The 17,078-nt window shown below is 64.2% G+C and carries 14 protein-coding genes; 8 read left to right on the forward strand and 6 right to left on the reverse strand.

Annotated features, from left to right (window positions below):
- Positions 1–147: 147 nt before the first annotated feature.
- From rdgB to B8115_RS01665, 4 genes are all read left to right on the forward strand, one after another.
- Complete coding sequence (rdgB, locus tag B8115_RS01650; protein WP_026037809.1) at positions 148–759, forward strand: RdgB/HAM1 family non-canonical purine NTP pyrophosphatase; 612 nt, start codon at positions 148–150, stop codon at positions 757–759.
- Positions 759–1,958 (forward strand): radical SAM family heme chaperone HemW, encoded by a 1,200-nt coding sequence (hemW, locus tag B8115_RS01655; protein ID WP_026037810.1) that lies wholly within the window; start codon positions 759–761, stop codon positions 1,956–1,958. The genes rdgB and hemW overlap by 1 nt, the downstream gene beginning before the upstream one ends.
- 28 nt (positions 1,959–1,986) lie before the next feature.
- Positions 1,987–2,664, forward strand: coding sequence for an OmpA family protein (locus B8115_RS01660; RefSeq protein ID WP_010625998.1), 678 nt, complete (start codon positions 1,987–1,989; stop codon positions 2,662–2,664).
- A 91-nt stretch (positions 2,665–2,755) separates the two neighbouring features.
- Positions 2,756–3,601, forward strand: coding sequence for a 23S rRNA (adenine(2030)-N(6))-methyltransferase RlmJ (locus B8115_RS01665; protein ID WP_010625999.1), 846 nt, complete (start codon positions 2,756–2,758; stop codon positions 3,599–3,601).
- A 25-nt stretch (positions 3,602–3,626) separates the two neighbouring features.
- On the opposite strand, the gene mnmE is transcribed toward B8115_RS01665, so the two are convergent.
- The 4 genes from mnmE to rpmH all read right to left on the reverse strand — a co-directional run bounded on the left by mnmE (position 3,627) and on the right by rpmH (position 7,396).
- Complete coding sequence (gene mnmE, locus B8115_RS01670) at positions 3,627–4,997, reverse strand: tRNA uridine-5-carboxymethylaminomethyl(34) synthesis GTPase MnmE (RefSeq protein WP_010626000.1); 1,371 nt, start codon at positions 4,995–4,997, stop codon at positions 3,627–3,629.
- Positions 4,998–5,073: 76 nt separating this feature from the next.
- Positions 5,074–6,759, reverse strand: coding sequence for a membrane protein insertase YidC (yidC, locus tag B8115_RS01675; protein WP_026037811.1), 1,686 nt, complete (start codon positions 6,757–6,759; stop codon positions 5,074–5,076).
- A 117-nt stretch (positions 6,760–6,876) separates the two neighbouring features.
- Positions 6,877–7,248 carry a ribonuclease P protein component gene (gene rnpA, locus B8115_RS01680; protein ID WP_026037812.1) on the reverse strand — a complete coding sequence of 124 codons (372 nt, stop codon included), beginning with the start codon at positions 7,246–7,248 and terminating at the stop codon, positions 6,877–6,879.
- Between the two features lie 13 nt (positions 7,249–7,261).
- Positions 7,262–7,396 carry a 50S ribosomal protein L34 gene (rpmH, locus tag B8115_RS01685; RefSeq protein ID WP_010626003.1) on the reverse strand — a complete coding sequence of 45 codons (135 nt, stop codon included), beginning with the start codon at positions 7,394–7,396 and terminating at the stop codon, positions 7,262–7,264.
- A gap of 513 nt (positions 7,397–7,909) precedes the next feature.
- Here rpmH and dnaA point away from each other — a divergent pair.
- The 4 genes from dnaA (at position 7,910) to gyrB (ending at position 14,251) form a co-directional block, all read left to right on the forward strand.
- Positions 7,910–9,382: a chromosomal replication initiator protein DnaA gene (gene dnaA / locus B8115_RS01690; protein WP_010626004.1), complete on the forward strand. Its 1,473-nt coding sequence runs from the start codon at positions 7,910–7,912 to the stop codon at positions 9,380–9,382.
- 69 nt (positions 9,383–9,451) lie between these two features.
- Entirely contained in the window at positions 9,452–10,555 is a 1,104-nt protein-coding gene (gene dnaN / locus B8115_RS01695; RefSeq protein WP_010626005.1) for a DNA polymerase III subunit beta, read from the forward strand.
- Positions 10,556–10,702: 147 nt separating this feature from the next.
- Positions 10,703–11,827, forward strand: coding sequence for a DNA replication/repair protein RecF (gene recF, locus B8115_RS01700; RefSeq protein WP_010626006.1), 1,125 nt, complete (start codon positions 10,703–10,705; stop codon positions 11,825–11,827).
- Between the two features lie 3 nt (positions 11,828–11,830).
- Positions 11,831–14,251, forward strand: coding sequence for a DNA topoisomerase (ATP-hydrolyzing) subunit B (gyrB, locus tag B8115_RS01705; RefSeq protein ID WP_010626007.1), 2,421 nt, complete (start codon positions 11,831–11,833; stop codon positions 14,249–14,251).
- Between the two features lie 171 nt (positions 14,252–14,422).
- On the opposite strand, the gene gmhB is transcribed toward gyrB, so the two are convergent.
- Together gmhB and glyS are read right to left on the reverse strand one after the other, a co-directional pair.
- Positions 14,423–14,977 (reverse strand): D-glycero-beta-D-manno-heptose 1,7-bisphosphate 7-phosphatase, encoded by a 555-nt coding sequence (gene gmhB, locus B8115_RS01710; RefSeq protein ID WP_010626008.1) that lies wholly within the window; start codon positions 14,975–14,977, stop codon positions 14,423–14,425.
- A 202-nt stretch (positions 14,978–15,179) separates the two neighbouring features.
- Positions 15,180–17,078 (reverse strand): glycine--tRNA ligase subunit beta (glyS, locus tag B8115_RS01715; protein ID WP_010626009.1); only part of this gene is annotated, 1,899 nt, incomplete at its 5' end.

A 17,078-nucleotide genomic window follows, 5' to 3' on the forward strand; every position in this document is an offset into this window, starting at 1 on the left:
TCAACAAGCCTCGCCAGGTATGTGTGCCGAATCGATTAGCTCGCGGGTAGCGGACTTCCTATGCGTCGAATCCAGCGGTTCTGCTTCGGCCTGACTGCCGCCTCGTGTAAAATGTGCCGGAGACAACGACCTGCCCAAGGAGCCATCGTGACATCTACGGACGAACTGGTATTGGCCAGCGGTAACCCCGGCAAGATTCGGGAGTTCGGCCAGCTTTTCGCGTCCCTCGGGCTACGCATCAGACCCCAGTCCGATTTCGGCGTGGCCGACGTCGAGGAAACCGGTCTGACCTTCGTCGAAAACGCGCTGCTCAAGGCGCGCGAAGCCAGCCGGGCCAGCGGCTTGCCTGCACTGGCGGACGACTCCGGACTCGAAGTGGATGCTCTTGCGGGGCAGCCGGGCATCTACTCGGCCCGCTTTGCCGGCGAACCCAAGAGCGATCGGCGCAACAATGCCAAGCTGATCGAATCGCTGAAGGGGGTTACGGGTAGCGGCCGCAGTGCCCGCTACTGGTGTGCGCTGGTCTACCTGCGTCATGCCGACGACCCGGTGCCTCTCATCGTGCAGCGCAGCTGGGAAGGCGAGATCCTCGAGCAGCCGCGCGGCGAGGGCGGCTTCGGCTATGACCCGCTGTTCTGGCTGCCTGCGCTGGGCAAGAGCGTGGCGGAACTCGATGCCGAGGAGAAGAATCGCGTGAGCCATCGTGGCCGCGCCCTCGACGCCATGTTGGCGGCCCTGCGCGAGACGTCCCGACCCTGATGCCTGCTTCGCCTCGAGATACGATCGGGCCACCGTTGGCGCTCTACGTCCACGTGCCCTGGTGCGTGCGCAAGTGTCCCTACTGCGACTTCAACTCCCATGGCGTGGGCCGAGGTACGGACTTGCCCGAAGCGGAGTACCTGGCTGTCCTGCTTGCCGATCTCGAGGCCGATCTGCCACTGGCTGCGGGTCGCCCTCTGGTCAGCGTCTTCATTGGCGGTGGAACGCCGAGCCTGATGTCGGCCGAGTTCTATGCGCGTTTCTTCGAGGCCCTGGCGCAGCGGTTACCGCTAGCGCAGGACATCGAGATCACGCTGGAAGCCAACCCCGGCACGCTAGAGCGCGGTCGCTTCCAGGGCTATCGCCAGGCCGGCATCAATCGGCTCTCGCTCGGCGTGCAGAGTTTCCAGTCGGCCCAGCTGAGCGCCCTGGGGCGCATTCACAGCGGCGACGATGCGGTGGCTGCGGTGGCGGAGGCGCGTGCCGCCGGCTTCGACAACCTCAACCTCGACCTGATGCACGGTCTCCCCGACCAGACCCCGGCGCTGGCCCTGGCCGATCTGGAGCGCGCTCTGGCGCTGGAGCCGGAGCACCTCTCCTGGTATCAGCTGACCCTCGAGCCCAACACCGAATTCCACTCGCATCCGCCTGCTCTGCCCCATGAGGAGGTGCTGTGGGACATCCAGGACCTGGGCCACGAACGGCTCGAGGCGGCGGGCATGGCACGCTACGAGATCTCTGCCTACGCGCGGCCCGGGCGGCGCTCGCGACACAACCTCAACTACTGGCGCTTCGGTGACTACCTGGGCATCGGTGCCGGCAGCCACGGCAAGCTCAGTGTCGCCGATGGTGAGTCAGGGCGGCTGCACATCGAGCGCCGCTGGAAGACGCGCCAGCCCGAGGCCTATCTGCGGCGGCGCGAGGATCCCCGCGGCTTCGTTGCCGGTCGCAGCGAGGTCGGCGACGACGAGCTGCCGCTGGAGTTCGCCATGAATGCGCTGCGCCTCGTCGAAGGTGTTGCCATGGCGGACTGGGCGGCGCATACCGGTCGCCCGCGAACGCTGCTCGGTGAACGGCTCGTGGCGGCACGCAAAAAAGGACTTCTCGTGGAAGATGCACAAAGGCTTCAGGCTTCGCCCCAAGGTCTATTATTCTTGAACGAGCTGCTGGCGCTCGTGAGTGAAGCTGGCACAGAATGAGCTCGTTCCCCTGATCCGGAGATTGTCCATGTTCAAAGCGTCTCGACTCGTTGCCCCTCTTGCCGCTGCCATCCTGCTCGTGGGCTGTGCAACGACCGACCCCTACTCGGGCCAGACCCAGCGCTCCAGCACCATGACCGGCGCCGGAGTTGGCGCGGCCGTGGGTGCCGCCGCCGGGGCGCTCTCGGGCAGCGGTAGCACCAGTCGTCGTGATCGTGCGCTGATCGGCGCGGCCGTGGGGGCCGCGGCAGGTGCCGGTATCGGCGCCTACATGGATCGTCAGGAGCAGCAGCTGCGCGAGAGCATGCGCGGCACCGGCGTCGAGGTCGAGCGTCGCGGCGACGACATCGTGCTCAACATGCCCAGCAGCGTGACCTTCGGCTTCGACTCCAGCGAGCTGACCGTGCAGGCGCGCAACGCCCTCAACGATGTGGCCAACGTGCTGACCCAATACACCGATACCCGGGTCAACATCGCCGGTCATACCGACAGCACCGGCAGCGTCAGCTACAACCAGCGTCTCTCCGAGCGTCGCGCCGAGTCGGTGGGCAACTACCTGGCCCAGTCCGGGGTGGCACGCAATCGCCTCTACATGACCGGCTACGGCCCCAGCCAGCCGATCGCCACCAACGCCACCGAAGAGGGCCGCGCTCAGAACCGTCGCGTCGAGATCACCCTGAGTCCCATCGAGTCGCAGTTCCAGTAAGCACGACGCATCCGTGGCATCGGCAGGCCCGTCATCGCTCAGATGACGGGCCTGTGCATTTTCGTTCCGTACCAGCCGAAGGCGATTCGCCATGCTCTCCTATCAGCATGCCTACCATGCCGGCAATTTCGCCGACGTTCACAAGCATCTCACCCTCCATGCGGTCATCGATCATCTGCTGCGCAAGACCTCGCCGATCACCTTCTTCGATACCCATGCCGGTCGCGGCCTCTACCCGCTGGAGGCGAGCGAGACCCAGCGCCTGGGCGAGTATCGCCACGGCGTGCTGCCGTTGTGGCAAGCGCGTGAGGCACTGAGCGACGAGCCGCTGCTGGCCGGCTGGCTGGAGGCCATCGCCGCTTTGCAGCCCAATGCCGGCCGGCTCGAACGCTACCCGGGCTCGCCCTGGTGGCTGAGCCAGCGGCTGCGGCGGGACGACCGCCTGCAGCTGTTCGAGCTGCATCCCGGTGAGCATGAGCATCTGACGCAGCAGGCGTTACCGGCCAACGTGCGGCGCATCCACGCCGACGGTCTGGCGGGCTTGAGTGCCGCGCTGCCGGTGGCCACGCCCAGGGTGTGTGCCCTGCTCGACCCCAGCTATGAGCTGAAGGCCGAGTACGCCGAGGTGGCCGAGAGCGTGCTCGGCGCCATGCGCAAGGCGCGCCATGCGGTAGTGCTGGTGTGGTACCCGCTGCTGCCCGCGGCGAGGCATCTCGAACTGCTGGAGCGGCTGCGCGACGGCGGCCTGCGCAAGATCTGGCGCAGCGAACTGACGCTGCGCGAGCCGGGCGAGGAGCGCGGCATGTACGGCAGCGGCATGCTGGTGGTGAACCCGCCCTGGGGGCTGGACGAGCGCCTTGCCGCCGCCATGGCACGGGTCACGCCGCGGCTGGGCGAGACCAGCCGCTACCGGGCCGACTGGTGGGTGGGGGAGTAGCCTCTCTTAGCTTGCCGATGAAGGGCTACTTGCCGATACAGAAGCTGCCGAATATCTCTCCCAGCAGGTCGTCGGCGCTGAACTCGCCGGTGATCTCTCCCAGCGCCTGTTGGGCGTCGCGCAGATCTTCCGCCAGCAGCTCGCCGGCGCCGTAGCCCGATAGCTGCTCTTCGCCGTTGGTGAGGGCTCGCTGCGCCCGGTCCAGGGCATCCAGATGGCGGCGCCGGGCCGAGAAGCGTCCTTCGGTGGTGGCGGTGAACCCCATCACCGCCTTGAGGTGCGCCTTGAGATTCTCCAGGCCTGCACCGGTGCGCGCCGACAGGCGGATCACCGGCGTGGTGTCGGCGCCGTCGAAGCCGGCCTGCTCCTGGCTGGTATCGATCTTGTTGCGCACCAGGGTCAGGCGGGTCGGATCGGGCAGGCGGGCGACGAACTCCGGCCAGATCGCCATGGGATCGGTCGCCGCGGTGGTGGCGGCATCCACCAGCAGCAGCACGCGGTCGGCCTTCTCGATCTCGGCCCAGGCCCTGGCCACGCCGATCTGTTCCACCGCGTCCGGCGTGTCGCGCAGCCCCGCGGTATCGATCACGTGCAGCGGCATGCCGTCCAGGTGAATGTGTTCGCGCAGCACGTCGCGGGTGGTACCGGCGATATCGGTGACGATGGCGGTCTCCTGCTCGGTGAGGGCATTGAGCAGGCTCGACTTGCCGGCATTGGGCCGCCCGGCGATCACCACGTTCATGCCTTCACGCATCAGCGCCCCCTGGCCGGCGGCGGTGCGCACCTCGGCGAGCTCCGCCTGCACCCCGGCGAGCATCTCGGCCACTCGGCCGTCGGCCAGGAAGTCGATTTCCTCTTCAGGAAAGTCGATGGCCGCCTCCACGTACATGCGCAGCTCGATGAGCTTGTCCACCAGGCTCGCCACCCGGCGGGAGAACTCCCCCTGCAGCGAGCGTAGGGCGTTCTCGGCGGCGCTTCTCGAGCTGGCCTCGATCAGGTCGGCGATGGCCTCGGCCTGGGCCAGGTCGAGCTTGTCGTTGAGAAAGGCGCGCTCGGAGAACTCCCCCGGCCGGGCCAGGCGGGCGCCGAGCTGAACGCAGCGCTCCAGCAGCAGATCCATGATCACCGGGCCGCCATGGCCCTGCAGCTCCAGCACGTCCTCGCCGGTGAAGGAGTGCGGCCCGGCGAAATAGAGGGCAATGCCTTCGTCGATGATGCCGGCAGCGCCGTGGAAGGGACCGTAGTGGGCGCGGCGCGGCTCCGGGCGGTGACCCACCACGGCCTCGGCAATCGTGGCGCACAGGGGGCCCGAGACGCGAATGATACCGACCCCGCCGCGCCCTGGCGGCGTGGCCAGCGCGGCGATGGTGTCCTGATGGTAGAGCCGCTCGGCCATGCGCTATTCCCTCGCTGGTAAGGCCCAAACGCCGAACCCCTGCCGAGGCAGGGGTCCAGGTAGTGCCGGGACAGGGTTACTTGGTCTTCAACCCTTTGCCGACGCTGGGGTCGTTCTCGATCTTGCGGGTGATGGCGTACTGCTGCGCGATCGAGATGATGTTGTTGACCACCCAGTAGATCACCAGGCCGGCCGGGAACCACAGGAAGAAGAAGGTGAAGACGATAGGCAGCATCTTCATGATCTTCGCCTGCATGGGGTCCGGAGGCGTCGGGTTGAGCAGTTGCTGCACGTACATCGACACGCCCATCAGGATCGGCAGGATGAAGAAGGGGTCCTTCATCGACAGGTCCTGAATCCAGAACATGAAGGGCGCGTGGCGCAGCTCCACCGACTCCAGCAGCATCCAGTACAGGGCGATGAACACCGGCATCTGCACCAGGATCGGCAGACAGCCGCCCAGAGGATTGATCTTCTCCTTCTGGTAGAACTTCATCATCTCCTGGGACATCTTCTGGCGGTCGTCGCCGTACTGCTCCTTCAGGCGCTGCATCTCCGGGCCCAGCTTGCGCATGCGGGCCATCGACTTGTAGGCCTTGGCGGAGAGCGGCCACATGGCCAGCTTGACCAGGATGGTCAGGAAGACGATGGACCAGCCCCAGTTGCCCACCAGGTTATGAATCTGGTCGAGCAGCCAGAACAGCGGGTTGGCGATGAACCACAGCCAGCCGTAATCGACGGTCAGGCGCAGATGCGGGGCGACCTGCTCGAGATAGTCCTGAACCTTGGGGCCCACGTAGAGGGTGGCACCCAGGCGTGCCTCGCCGTCTGCCGCCACCGTGGTCACCGGGCCGGCGAAAGCCGCGACGTTGCGGTTACGCGAGTCGGTGGTGGCGTACTGCAGGTTCTGCTGGTTCTGGGGCGGCGCCCAGGCCGAGACGAAATAGTGCTGGATGATCGCGACCCATCCGCCCTGAACGTCTCGGTTGTTGAAGCGTCCGCGCTGGATGTCGTCGAAATCGACCTTCTGGTAGCGCTCGTCCGGCGATGAGTAGGCCGCACCCAGATAGGAGCTCATGCCCAGTGCCACGCCCGCCGAGGGGTCGGGGCTGTTGTCCCTGGCCAGTTGACCGATGAAACGGGCAGTGACCGGCGCTTCGGTGTTGTTGGCCAGGTAGTAGCTGACCTCGACCGCATAGCTGCCGCGCTCGAAGGAGAAGCGCTTGATCACATCGACGCCGTTCACTTCTCCGTGCAGGTCCACGTCCAGACGACCCTCGCCGTCGGCCAGACGATAGCTGGTGTTCTCCGCGGTGAAGCCGATGCGTCCACCGTGACCGTCCAGTTGCAGGCCCGAGCGGGCCACGTAGCTGCGCGTCTCACTGTCCGAGAGCAGCACGTAGGGGCGGTCCGAGCCCAGCGTCATGCGATGGCGGGGCAGTGCCGCATAGACGATGTCTCCCCCCTGGGGGTCGATGCGCACGTCGAGCACGTCGGTCACCACGGCGACCAGGTCGCGGGTGCTGGTCGGCTCGGCAGGTTCCGCCGGCATGTCGCCGGTCATCTCCTGCTCTGCCCTGGGGGCGGCCGGCACGGCCAACGCGTCGTCATCGGGGGCCTGCGCGTCACCGGGTGCCGGGGCGGTGATGGTGGGAGCATCTGGCTCAGGAGCAACCTGGCCATAATCCTGGTTCCACTGTACCACCAGCAGGTAGGTGAGCACGGCCAGTGGAATCAGCAATAGGAGTCGTTTTACGTCCATGAGGGTTCTGCCCGATGGGTAGTGAACATGCCGCTGGAACGAGATCCGCTGCCATGTGAAAGAGGGCGACAGCCTGCCGAGGCAGGCCATCGAAGCGGAGACAAATACCGCATCCGGTCAGGAGGTCATCGACTTCTGCGCGTCACGCTCCAGGCGCCGCCACATGCCGAAAAGCTGGCGATGCAGCGTGGCCTTGTCCAGTTCGCTCGCGCCGCGACGTGCCAGCAGGACGATATCCACGGCGGGTAATGAGCACTGGCGCAGACGTAAGGATTCGCGCACCACACGCTTCAGGCAGTTGCGATCCACGGCTCTGCGGACGTTCTTCTTGCTGATGACCAGGCCAAGGCGGGGGTGGTCCAGTCCATTGGGGCACGCCAGGGCCATCAGCCCCTTGCCATGTACCTTGAGTGCAGCGTGATCGAAAACGTATCGATAATCCCCGGCTGTCAGCAGTCGCAGCTGTTTGGGGAAACCATGACCGGACACGCGCAATCCGCGATCAGGCGCTCAGACGCTTGCGGCCCTTGGCGCGGCGGCGAGCCAGAACGGCACGACCATTCTTGGTAGCCATGCGAGCACGGAAGCCGTGGACACGCTTGCGCTTCAGAACGCTGGGTTGAAAGGTGCGTTTCATAACTCTTGATTCCCACGTGGTTTGTTGACGGATCGTCTTACAGGAATGCCCTGATTCCCGACAGGAACCAGGGGCAGATTCGGTTCAAGACCGGAAATTGTAGAGACTTCGGCTGCCCGACGCAATTGTTCCTCACGTTCCCGCATCACCTCAGGGCATCCGCAGCGAACGCCACTGGGGTAATCATCATAAGAGGTTTTCTTGAACCTACTGTGACTAATAATGGGGATCGATTCTGTTGATAAAGTAGTATTTGCTTTTCTCATCAGCTGGTTGGCTGATGTCTGGGTCTGTGGAAAAGCGTTGGGAAAGGAGTGCTCATGCTGTGACTGTTCAGTTGATGATTGTCCGACTCATCCACATGCCGATGTGGTTCGCCATGGATGAACACGATGATCGCTGGTGCCTCCCGGGCTTTTCCACAGCCATTTTCTGGCGTTTTCCGCTGTGGATAACCCGGCGGTCGAAGGATACAATGGCCGGTCACGCATCAACGGGTCATGGTGAGGTCGAGTGTCTCTTGCTCTCTGGCAACAGTGTCTGGATTACCTGCAGGACGAGCTGAACGCCCAGCAGTTCAATACATGGATTCGCCCGCTTCAGGCCGAGGAGGGCGAAGCCAACGAGCTGCGACTGCTGGCGCCCAACCGCTTCGTGCGTGACTGGGTCGGCGACAAGTATGCCAAGCGCATCAATGAGCTGCTCAGGGAGCTGGCGCCTGCCAAACCACCGCGGGTGGTACTGGCCGTGGGCAGTCGCAAGGTGGCTGCGGTCAAACCCCAGACGCGCGAGCTCGGGGCTCCGGTCTCGGCCAATCCTCACTCCCCCTTGGCGCCTGCCGTTCAGGTACCGCCGCGCGGCGACATCGGCGATGAGCGCGAGATCGACCAACTGCGCGAAGAGGGCGGCTCGGCGCGGCGTTCCGGCAGCGAGCGCGAAGTGCAGGTCGAGGGTAGTCTCAAGCACAGCAGCGGTCTCAACCCCAGCTTCACCTTCGAAACCTTCGTCGAGGGCAAGTCCAACCAACTGGCTCGGGCCGCCTCGCGGCAGGTCTCGGAGAACCCCGGCGGTGCCTACAACCCACTGTTTCTCTACGGTGGGGTCGGTCTGGGCAAGACCCACCTGATGCATGCCGTGGGCAATGCCCTGGCAACACGGCGCGAGAACGCACGGGTCGTCTATCTGCACTCCGAGCGCTTCGTGGCGGACATGGTCAAGGCGCTGCAGCTCAATGCCATCAATGATTTCAAGCGCTTCTATAGAAGCGTCGATGCGCTGCTGATCGACGATATCCAGTTCTTCGCCGGCAAGGAGCGCTCTCAGGAAGAATTCTTCCATACTTTCAATGCCTTGCTTGAGGGCGGTCAGCAGATGATCCTGACCTCGGACCGCTATCCCAAGGAGATCAGCGGCGTCGAGGAGCGTCTCAAGTCACGTTTCGGCTGGGGCCTTACCGTGGCCATCGAGCCACCGGAGCTGGAAACCCGGGTCGCCATCCTGATGAAGAAAGCGGATCAGGCCAAGGTGGACTTGCCTCACGACGCCGCTTTCTTCATTGCCCAGAAGATTCGTTCCAACGTGCGGGAGCTGGAGGGGGCGCTGAAAAAAGTCATTGCCGACTCCCATTTCATGGGCAAGCCTATCACCCAGGATTTCATTCGCGAGTCGCTGAAGGATCTGCTGGCGCTGCAGGACAAGCAGGTCGGCGTCGACAACATTCAGCGCACCGTGGCCGAGTACTACAAGATCAAGCTCGCCGACCTGCTCTCCAAGCGCCGTTCGAGATCCGTGGCCAGGCCGCGTCAGGTCGCCATGGCACTGGCCAAGGAGTTGACCAATCACAGCCTGCCGGAAATCGGCGACGCCTTCGGCGGACGCGATCACACGACGGTATTGCATGCCTGCCGCAAGGTGCAGGCACTGCAGGAGGAGAGCGCGGATATCCGCGAGGACTACAAGAACCTGCTGCGGCTCTTGACCAGCTGAGCGCAGGTTCGCCAGGACGTCTGACATCAATGCCCGACACCCATCTACAGGACTAGACGTGGAGCCGACATGAGATTTTCCATTACCCGTGAAGCGCTGCTGCGGCCGCTGGCGTTGGTGGCTGGCGTGGTGGAGCGCCGCCAGACCCTGCCGGTGCTGTCCAACGTGCTGATCCAGGTCGACCAGGAGCAGGTGGCGCTCACCGGTACCGACCTCGAGGTCGAACTCATCGGTCGCACGGCCGCCTCTCAGGTCGAAGTGCCCGGAGCCATCACCGTACCTGCCCGCAAGCTGATGGACATCTGCAAGTCGCTGCCCGATCAGGCCGAGCTGCAGTTCAGCCTGGAGGACGGCCGCGCCGTGCTGCGCAGCGGCCGTTCCCGCTTCACCTTGTCGACGCTACCGGTGGCGGAATTCCCCAACATCGAGGACAGCGCCGGCGACGTCGAGCTGAGCCTGCCGCGCGGCACGCTCAAGCACCTGATCGATGCCACCTCCTTTGCCATGGCCCAGCAGGACGTGCGCTACTACCTCAACGGCATGCTGCTGGAGCTGCGTGCAGGCCTGGTGCGTACCGTGGCAACCGACGGCCACCGGCTGGCGGTCTGCTCGCGTTCAGCTGAGATCCAGGTCGAGCCGGCGCGCAAGCTGATCGTGCCGCGCAAAGGCGTGCTGGAACTGGTCCGGCTGCTCGACGACAGCGACGAGCCGGTGACGCTGACTCTCAGCGCGAGCCACGTACGTGCTCATACCGGCGACTTCACTTTCACCTCGAAGCTGGTCGACGGCAAGTTCCCCGACTACGAGCGTGTGGTGCCGCGCGGCGGCGACAAGGTCTTCATTGCCGAGCGCGCCGAGCTGCGCCAGGTACTCTCGCGTACCTCCATTCTCTCCAATGAAAAGTATCGCGGCGTGCGTCTGCATCTGCAGGAGGGCAATCTGCAGGTCATGGCCAACAACCCCGAGCAGGAAGAAGCCGAGGAAAACGTGGCGGTCGAGTATGGCGGCGACTCGCTCGAAATCGGCTTTAATGTTGGGTATCTCATTGATGTGCTTAATGTTATTGGAGAAGATCGCGTGCAGATGACGCTCGCCGATTCCAATAGCAGCGCCTTGATGGAAGAGCCCGGTGGCGGCGATGCCATGTATGTCGTCATGCCCATGCGCCTGTAGGAGCGATGACCTCGTGTTCGCCCCGATTCTCGCACCGCTACGCGTGCAGGGCATCTCCGGGCTCGCGAACGCCGCTCTTTCCTCTCTGGGTACCCAGCCGCAGCGAATGCCGGCTGGGTACCGTCGCCACGTACTGCGCTACGCCGCATGCTGATTGAACGCCTGGCCTTCACCGGCTTGCGAAATCTGGCCCCGCTCGATGTCACGCCGAGCCCCGGTATCAATCTGATCGTAGGGCGCAACGGTAGCGGCAAGACCAGCGTGCTCGAGGGGCTGCACATCCTGGGTATGGGCCGCTCTTTCCGCACACGGCAGCTGAAGCATGCGATTGCCCATGACGCAGCGGAAATGACGCTGTTTGCCCGGCTGGCAGGTACGCCTCCCGTGCCCATCGGCGTGCGGCGTGAGCGTGAAGGCGGCGAGCTCGAAATGCGCATGGCGGGGGAGCGGGTGCCACGGCTGGCGCAGCTGATCGAGGCCCTTCCTCTTCAGCTGGTCAACCCCGATGCCTTCCGCCTGCTCGAGGGCGCCCCGGCCGGACGAAGAGAGTTTCTCGACTGGGGTGTGTTTCACGTGAAACACGACTTCTATGACGCCTGGCGCCGCGCCAAGCGTGCGCTGAAGCATCGGAATGCGCTCCTCAGGCGTGATAGAATGGACGTCAGCAGTCTGGCTGCCTGGGAACAGGAGCTGGCCCACTGGGGAGAGCGCGTCGATGCGCTGCGCCGTGAATGGATGGCAAGCTTCGTGCCGGTATTCGAGGAAACCCTCGGCCGCCTGATCGAGCTGCCCGATTTGCGCCTGCGCTACTCCCGCGGCTGGGACAAGCAGCGCGACCTGCATGAAGTGCTCGAGCAGGGCCGCGAGCAGGATTTTCATATGGGCTTCACTCAGCATGGACCCCAGCGTGCCGATCTCAGAATCCGGCTGGGGCGACGGCCTGCAGTGGAGGTGCTGTCCCGCGGACAGCAGAAACTGGTAGTGAGTGCGCTCAAGCTGGCGCAAGGAAGGCTGCTTGAGCTGTCGACAGGACGAAACTGTCTTTACCTGATCGACGACTTGCCTGCAGAACTCGATGCCGAGCATAGGCGCGTCTTTTGTCGCCTGCTCGAATCGATGCGCTGCCAGGCATTCATCACGAGTGTCGAACACGACGCCCTGGCGGGGCCATGGGAGCCCCAGACGCCCATCGCGATGTTTCACGTGAAACAAGCGGATTCCGGAGCAGGGCAGCTAGGGTCTGAGGCACAGATAGACTTCATCATGGAGTAGTCAATGAGCGAGCAAGCTTACGACTCATCGAGCATCAAGGTTCTCAAGGGCCTGGATGCCGTGCGAAAGCGTCCCGGCATGTACATCGGCGATACCGATGACGGGACAGGTCTGCACCATATGGTGTTCGAGCTGGTGGACAACTCCATCGATGAAGCCCTGGCCGGATACTGCAGCGAAGTACGCGTGATCATCCACCCTGACGAATCCATCACCGTCAGTGACAACGGCCGCGGCGTACCTACCGACATTCATGAGGAAGAGGGCGTGTCGGCAGCGGAAGTGATCATGACGGTGCTGCACGCCGGCGGCAAGTTCGACGACAACTCCTACAAGGTGTCGGGAGGACTTCACGGCGTAGGTGTGTCGGTGGTGAATGCGCTGTCCGAGGAGCTCAAGCTGACGATCTGGCGGGCCGGACAGGTGCATGAGCAGATCTACCACCACGGGGTGCCCCAGGCGCCGCTCAGCGTGGTCGGCAAGACGGAAAAGACCGGTACCCGGGTGCACTTCAAACCCTCCCCCGGCACCTTCGCCAATATCGAGTTTCACTACGATATTCTGGCCAAGCGGCTGCGCGAACTCTCCTTCCTCAACTCCGGGGTGGCGATTCGTCTGACCGATGAGCGTAGCGGCAAGGAGGAGCTGTTCCACTACGAGGGCGGGCTGAAAGCGTTCGTCAATCACCTCAACAGCAACAAAACCGTGCTCAACCCCGTGTTTCACTTCGAAGCCGAGCGCGAGGACGGCGTGGTGGTCGAGGTGGCGATGCAGTGGAACGACTCGTTCGCCGAGAATATTTTCTGTTATACCAATAACATACCGCAACGCGACGGTGGCACTCACCTGGCAGGCTTTCGAGCGGCACTGACCCGTACCTTGAATGGCTACATCGAGTCCGAAGGGCTGCTCAAGAAGTCCAAGGTGGCCACGTCCGGGGACGATGCCCGCGAAGGGCTGACGGCGATCATTTCGGTCAAGGTGCCGGATCCCAAGTTCTCCTCCCAGACCAAGGACAAGCTGGTCTCTTCCGAGGTCAAGACCGCGGTGGAGCAGGAGATGGGGCGCCTGTTCTCGGACTATCTGATCGAGAGTCCCAACGACGCGAAGTCGATCGTCAACAAGATGCTCGACGCGGCCCGTGCACGTGAAGCGGCGCGCAAGGCGCGCGACATGACCCGCCGCAAGGGCGCGTTGGACATCGCCGGCCTGCCGGGCAAGCTGGCCGACTGCCAGGAAAAGGACCCAAGCCTCTCCGAGCTGTTCCTAGTCGAGGGTGACTCGGCCGGCGGCAGTGCCAAACAGGGCCGCGACCGCCGCACCCAGGCGATTCTGCCGCTCAAGGGCAAGATCCTGAACGTCGAGAAGGCGCGCTTCGATAAGATGCTCTCTTCCGCCGAGGTGGGTACCTTGATCACTGCCCTGGGCTGCGGCATCGGGCGCGAGGAGTTCAACCCGGACAAGCTGCGCTACCACTCGATCATCATCATGACCGACGCAGATGTCGACGGCTCGCACATTCGTACGCTGCTGTTGACCTTCTTCTTCCGTCAGATGTCGCTGCTGATCGAGCGTGGGCATGTCTTCATCGCTCAGCCGCCGCTGTACAAGATCAAGCGTGGCAAGCAGGAGACCTACCTCAAGGATGAGCAGGCGCTGATCGATTATCTCACCACCACGGCGATGGACGGCGCCCGGCTCTACGTCAATCCGGAAGCGCCGCCCGTTACCGGTGCGCAGCTGGAATCGCTGGTGGGCCAGTACCGCGACGTGATGAAGCGAATCGATCGCCTCTCGCGTGTCTATCCAAACGAGGTGCTGCGCAAGGTGGTCCACGCCGCGCGCCTGGAAGGTGAAACGAGCCTCAAGGATCGCGTCACCATGCAGAACTGGATCGAGTACCTGCAGCAGGAGATGGACGCGCTGGTCGCTTACGAAGGCGGGCCGCGCTATACCTTCCGTCTCGAAGAGGACTCCGAGCGCGAACTGTTCCTGCCGGCGGTCACGCTGACGGCGCACGGTGTCAGCTCCGACTACGTGTGGGGCATCGACTTCTTCACCAGCGCCGACTACCGTGCCATGGCAGCGCTTGGCGAGACGCTGGACGGTCTCCTAGAAGAGGGCGCCTACATCGCGCGGGGTGAGCGCAAGAAGACGGTCACTACCTTCTACCAGGCCTTGGAATGGCTGATGGCCGAGGCCCAGCGCGGCCTTGCGGTGCAGCGCTACAAGGGACTGGGCGAGATGAACCCGGATCAGCTGTGGGAGACCACCATGGATCCCGATACGCGGCGCCTGCTGCGTGTTTCCATCGAGGATGCAGTGGCCGCCGACATGATGTTCAACACGCTGATGGGCGACGAAGTCGAGCCGCGGCGTGCCTTCATCGAGAGCAACGCGCTGGTGGCCAACCTGGACGTGTGATGCGCACACGGCGATGTTTCACGTGAAACATCGCCCCCGCTGCCTGCAGTGAGTGACAGACAGTGCGTGACAAGAGCAGAAAAAGCCGACCCTTCGAAGGTCGGCTTTTTCATGCGAGCTACGTTAGGGTACTTGTTGAGTGCTCCGTTTTAGGACTTGTACGAAAATCGTCTAGGCTTGGCTCAGCAGCCAGTCAGTAAACGCGGCCAGATCATTGAAAATCTGCGCGTTTTCCAACCCCACGCCTTTCGCCTCGGTGCGGCTGCCCTTGCCGGTGCGTACGAGCACGCAACGACAGCCCATTGCATCTCCTGCCTGCAGGTCGCGCAGGCTGTCGCCCACTATCCAACTGCCCTCTAGACTATCCAGCCCCAGCGCGGTGCGTATCTCCTCGAGCAGGCCGGGCAGGGGCTTGCGACAGGTACAGCCGTCGTCCGGGCCGTGGGGGCAGTAGGCGATATGAGCGATCTCGCCTCCGGCGACGGCCACCAACCGTTCGAGCTCGGCGTGCATCGTGGCCAGGGTGGCCTCGTCATAGTAGCCGCGTGCGATGCCGGACTGGTTGGTGGCGATGGCCACCAACCAACCGGCTCGGCTCAGCCGGGCTATTGCCTCGATGGAAGTGGGGTAGGGAATCCACTCTTCGAGAGATTTGATGTAGGCGTCGGAATCGCGGTTGATGACGCCGTCGCGGTCGAGGATCACGAGTCGGGGTGCGCTGGGCATCTTGCACCATAAGCAGAAGAAGAGAAGGGGCAGTGTTTCACGTGAAACACCACATGCCAAGCCTGTGCTTGTGGCTGGGATGTTTCACGTGAAACACAGGCGTAGCGACAGTCCGTATCAAACAGCAGGGCAGGCAATGAAAGAGCAGGCATGAAAAAGCCGGCCGGGCTACTTGCTCCCGGCCGGCTTTCGGCATGACCGCTTACTGTTGCAGCAGAGCGATGTCGGCCACTTCGAGGAACAGCGCCTGCAGACCGGCCAGCAGCGCCAGGCGGTTGCGTCGCACGGCGTCGTCATCGGCCATGACCATTACGTCATCGAAGAAGGCGTCCACCGGTGTGCGCAGGCCGGCAAGAACGTCCAGCGCCTCGCGATAGCGGCCTTCGGCGAACAGCGGCAGGACGCGCTCGCGGCTGGCCGAGACCGCCTCGTGCAGCGTGCGCTCGGCCGTTTCCTGCAGCAGTGCCGCGTCGACCTGTCCGCCCAGTTCGCCGGCCTGCTTGGTCAGGATGTTGGAAACCCGCTTGTTAGCGGCGGCCAGGGCAGCGGCTTCCTCACGCTGGGTGAAGACGTGAACCGCACGCATGCGGCGGGCAAAATCCAGCGGCTTGGTCACCGGGCGCGCACGAACGGCCAGGTAGACCTCGGCGGGAATGCCCTCGTCCTGGCCCCAGGCGCGGAAGCGGTCGAGCATGTAGCCCAGTACCTCGTCGACCAGCGTCTCTGCGTAGGGCAGTTCCTGGTGCTGCGCGGCGGCCAGCTCCAGCAGCTCGCGCAGGTCGAGATCCAGTTCGCCCTTGATCATGATGTTGAGTACGCCGATGGCGGCGCGACGCAGGGCAAAGGGGTCCTTGGTGCCGCTAGGCCGCTGGCCGATGCCGAAGATGCCGGTCAGGGTGTCGAGGCGGTCGGACAGCGCCAGGGCCTGGCCGGTACGGCAGGCAGGGATCTCGTCGCCGGCGAAGCGCGGCAGGTACTGCTCTTCGAGGGCCTGTGCCACTTCGGCCGGTTCGCCGTCGTGGGTGGCGTAGTAGCGCCCCATTATGCCCTGAAGCTCGGGAAACTCGAGCACCATCTCGGTGACCAGATCGCACTTGGCCAGCTCGGCGGCACGGCGTGCCTGGGCCACGTCGCCGTTGATGCGGCCGGCGATGAAGGCGGCCACGGCGGCGCTGCGGTGCGCCTTGTCGGCCAGGGTGCCGAGCTGCTGCTGGAACACCACGTTGGCCAGGCCGGGGATGCGTGCCGCCAGCGGCTGCTTGCGGTCGGTGTCGTAGAAGAAGGCGGCATCGGCCAAACGCGGTCGAATGACCTTCTCGTTGCCTTCGATCACCTGCTGCGGATCCTGGCTGTCGATATTCGAGATGGTGATGAACTGCGGCTTGAGCCGGCCCTGGTCGTCGAGCAGGTGGAAGTATTTCTGGTTGGCCTTCATCGACGAGATCAGGCACTCCGCGGGAACCTCGAGGAAGCGCTCGTCGAAGCTGCCGGCCAGTGCCACCGGCCATTCCACCAGGCCGCTCACTTCGATGAGCAGTGCCTCGTCGATCACCGCCTGGGCGTCCTGGACCTCGGCCTCGGCCAGCACCTGCTCGCGGATACGCTCGCGACGACGGTCGCGATCGGCCAGTACCCAGGCCTGCTCGAGGGTGGCCAGGTAGTCGTTCGCATGGGCCAGCTCGATGGTCTCGGGGGCATGGAAGCGGTGGCCGCGGGTCGTACGGCCCGAGGTCAGGCCCAGCGCCTGGGCTGCCACCACCTCGCGGCCGTAGAGCATCACCAGCCAGTGCACCGGGCGAGAAAACTCAATCCGCGAGGCGCCCCAGCGCATGTTCTTGGGTACCGGCAGGGCGGCAATGGCCTTGTCGACGATGGCCGGCAGCAGCCGTGTGGTGGCTTCGCCCTGCTGCTGTTCGCGGTAGCCGAGCCAGGTGCCCTTGTCGGTTTCCAGGTGGATCAGGTCGACCACCTCGACGCCGCAGGAGCGGGCGAAGCCATCGGCGGCCTTGGTCGGCTGGCCGTCCTTGTAGGCCGCGGCCAAGGCCGGGCCGCGGCGCTCGACTTCGCGGTCGGGCTGCTTGTCGGCCAGCTCTCGCGATAT

Source organism: Halomonas sp. KM-1, assembly GCF_000246875.1.
Classification (GTDB): Bacteria; Pseudomonadota; Gammaproteobacteria; order Pseudomonadales; family Halomonadaceae; genus Halomonas; species Halomonas aerodenitrificans.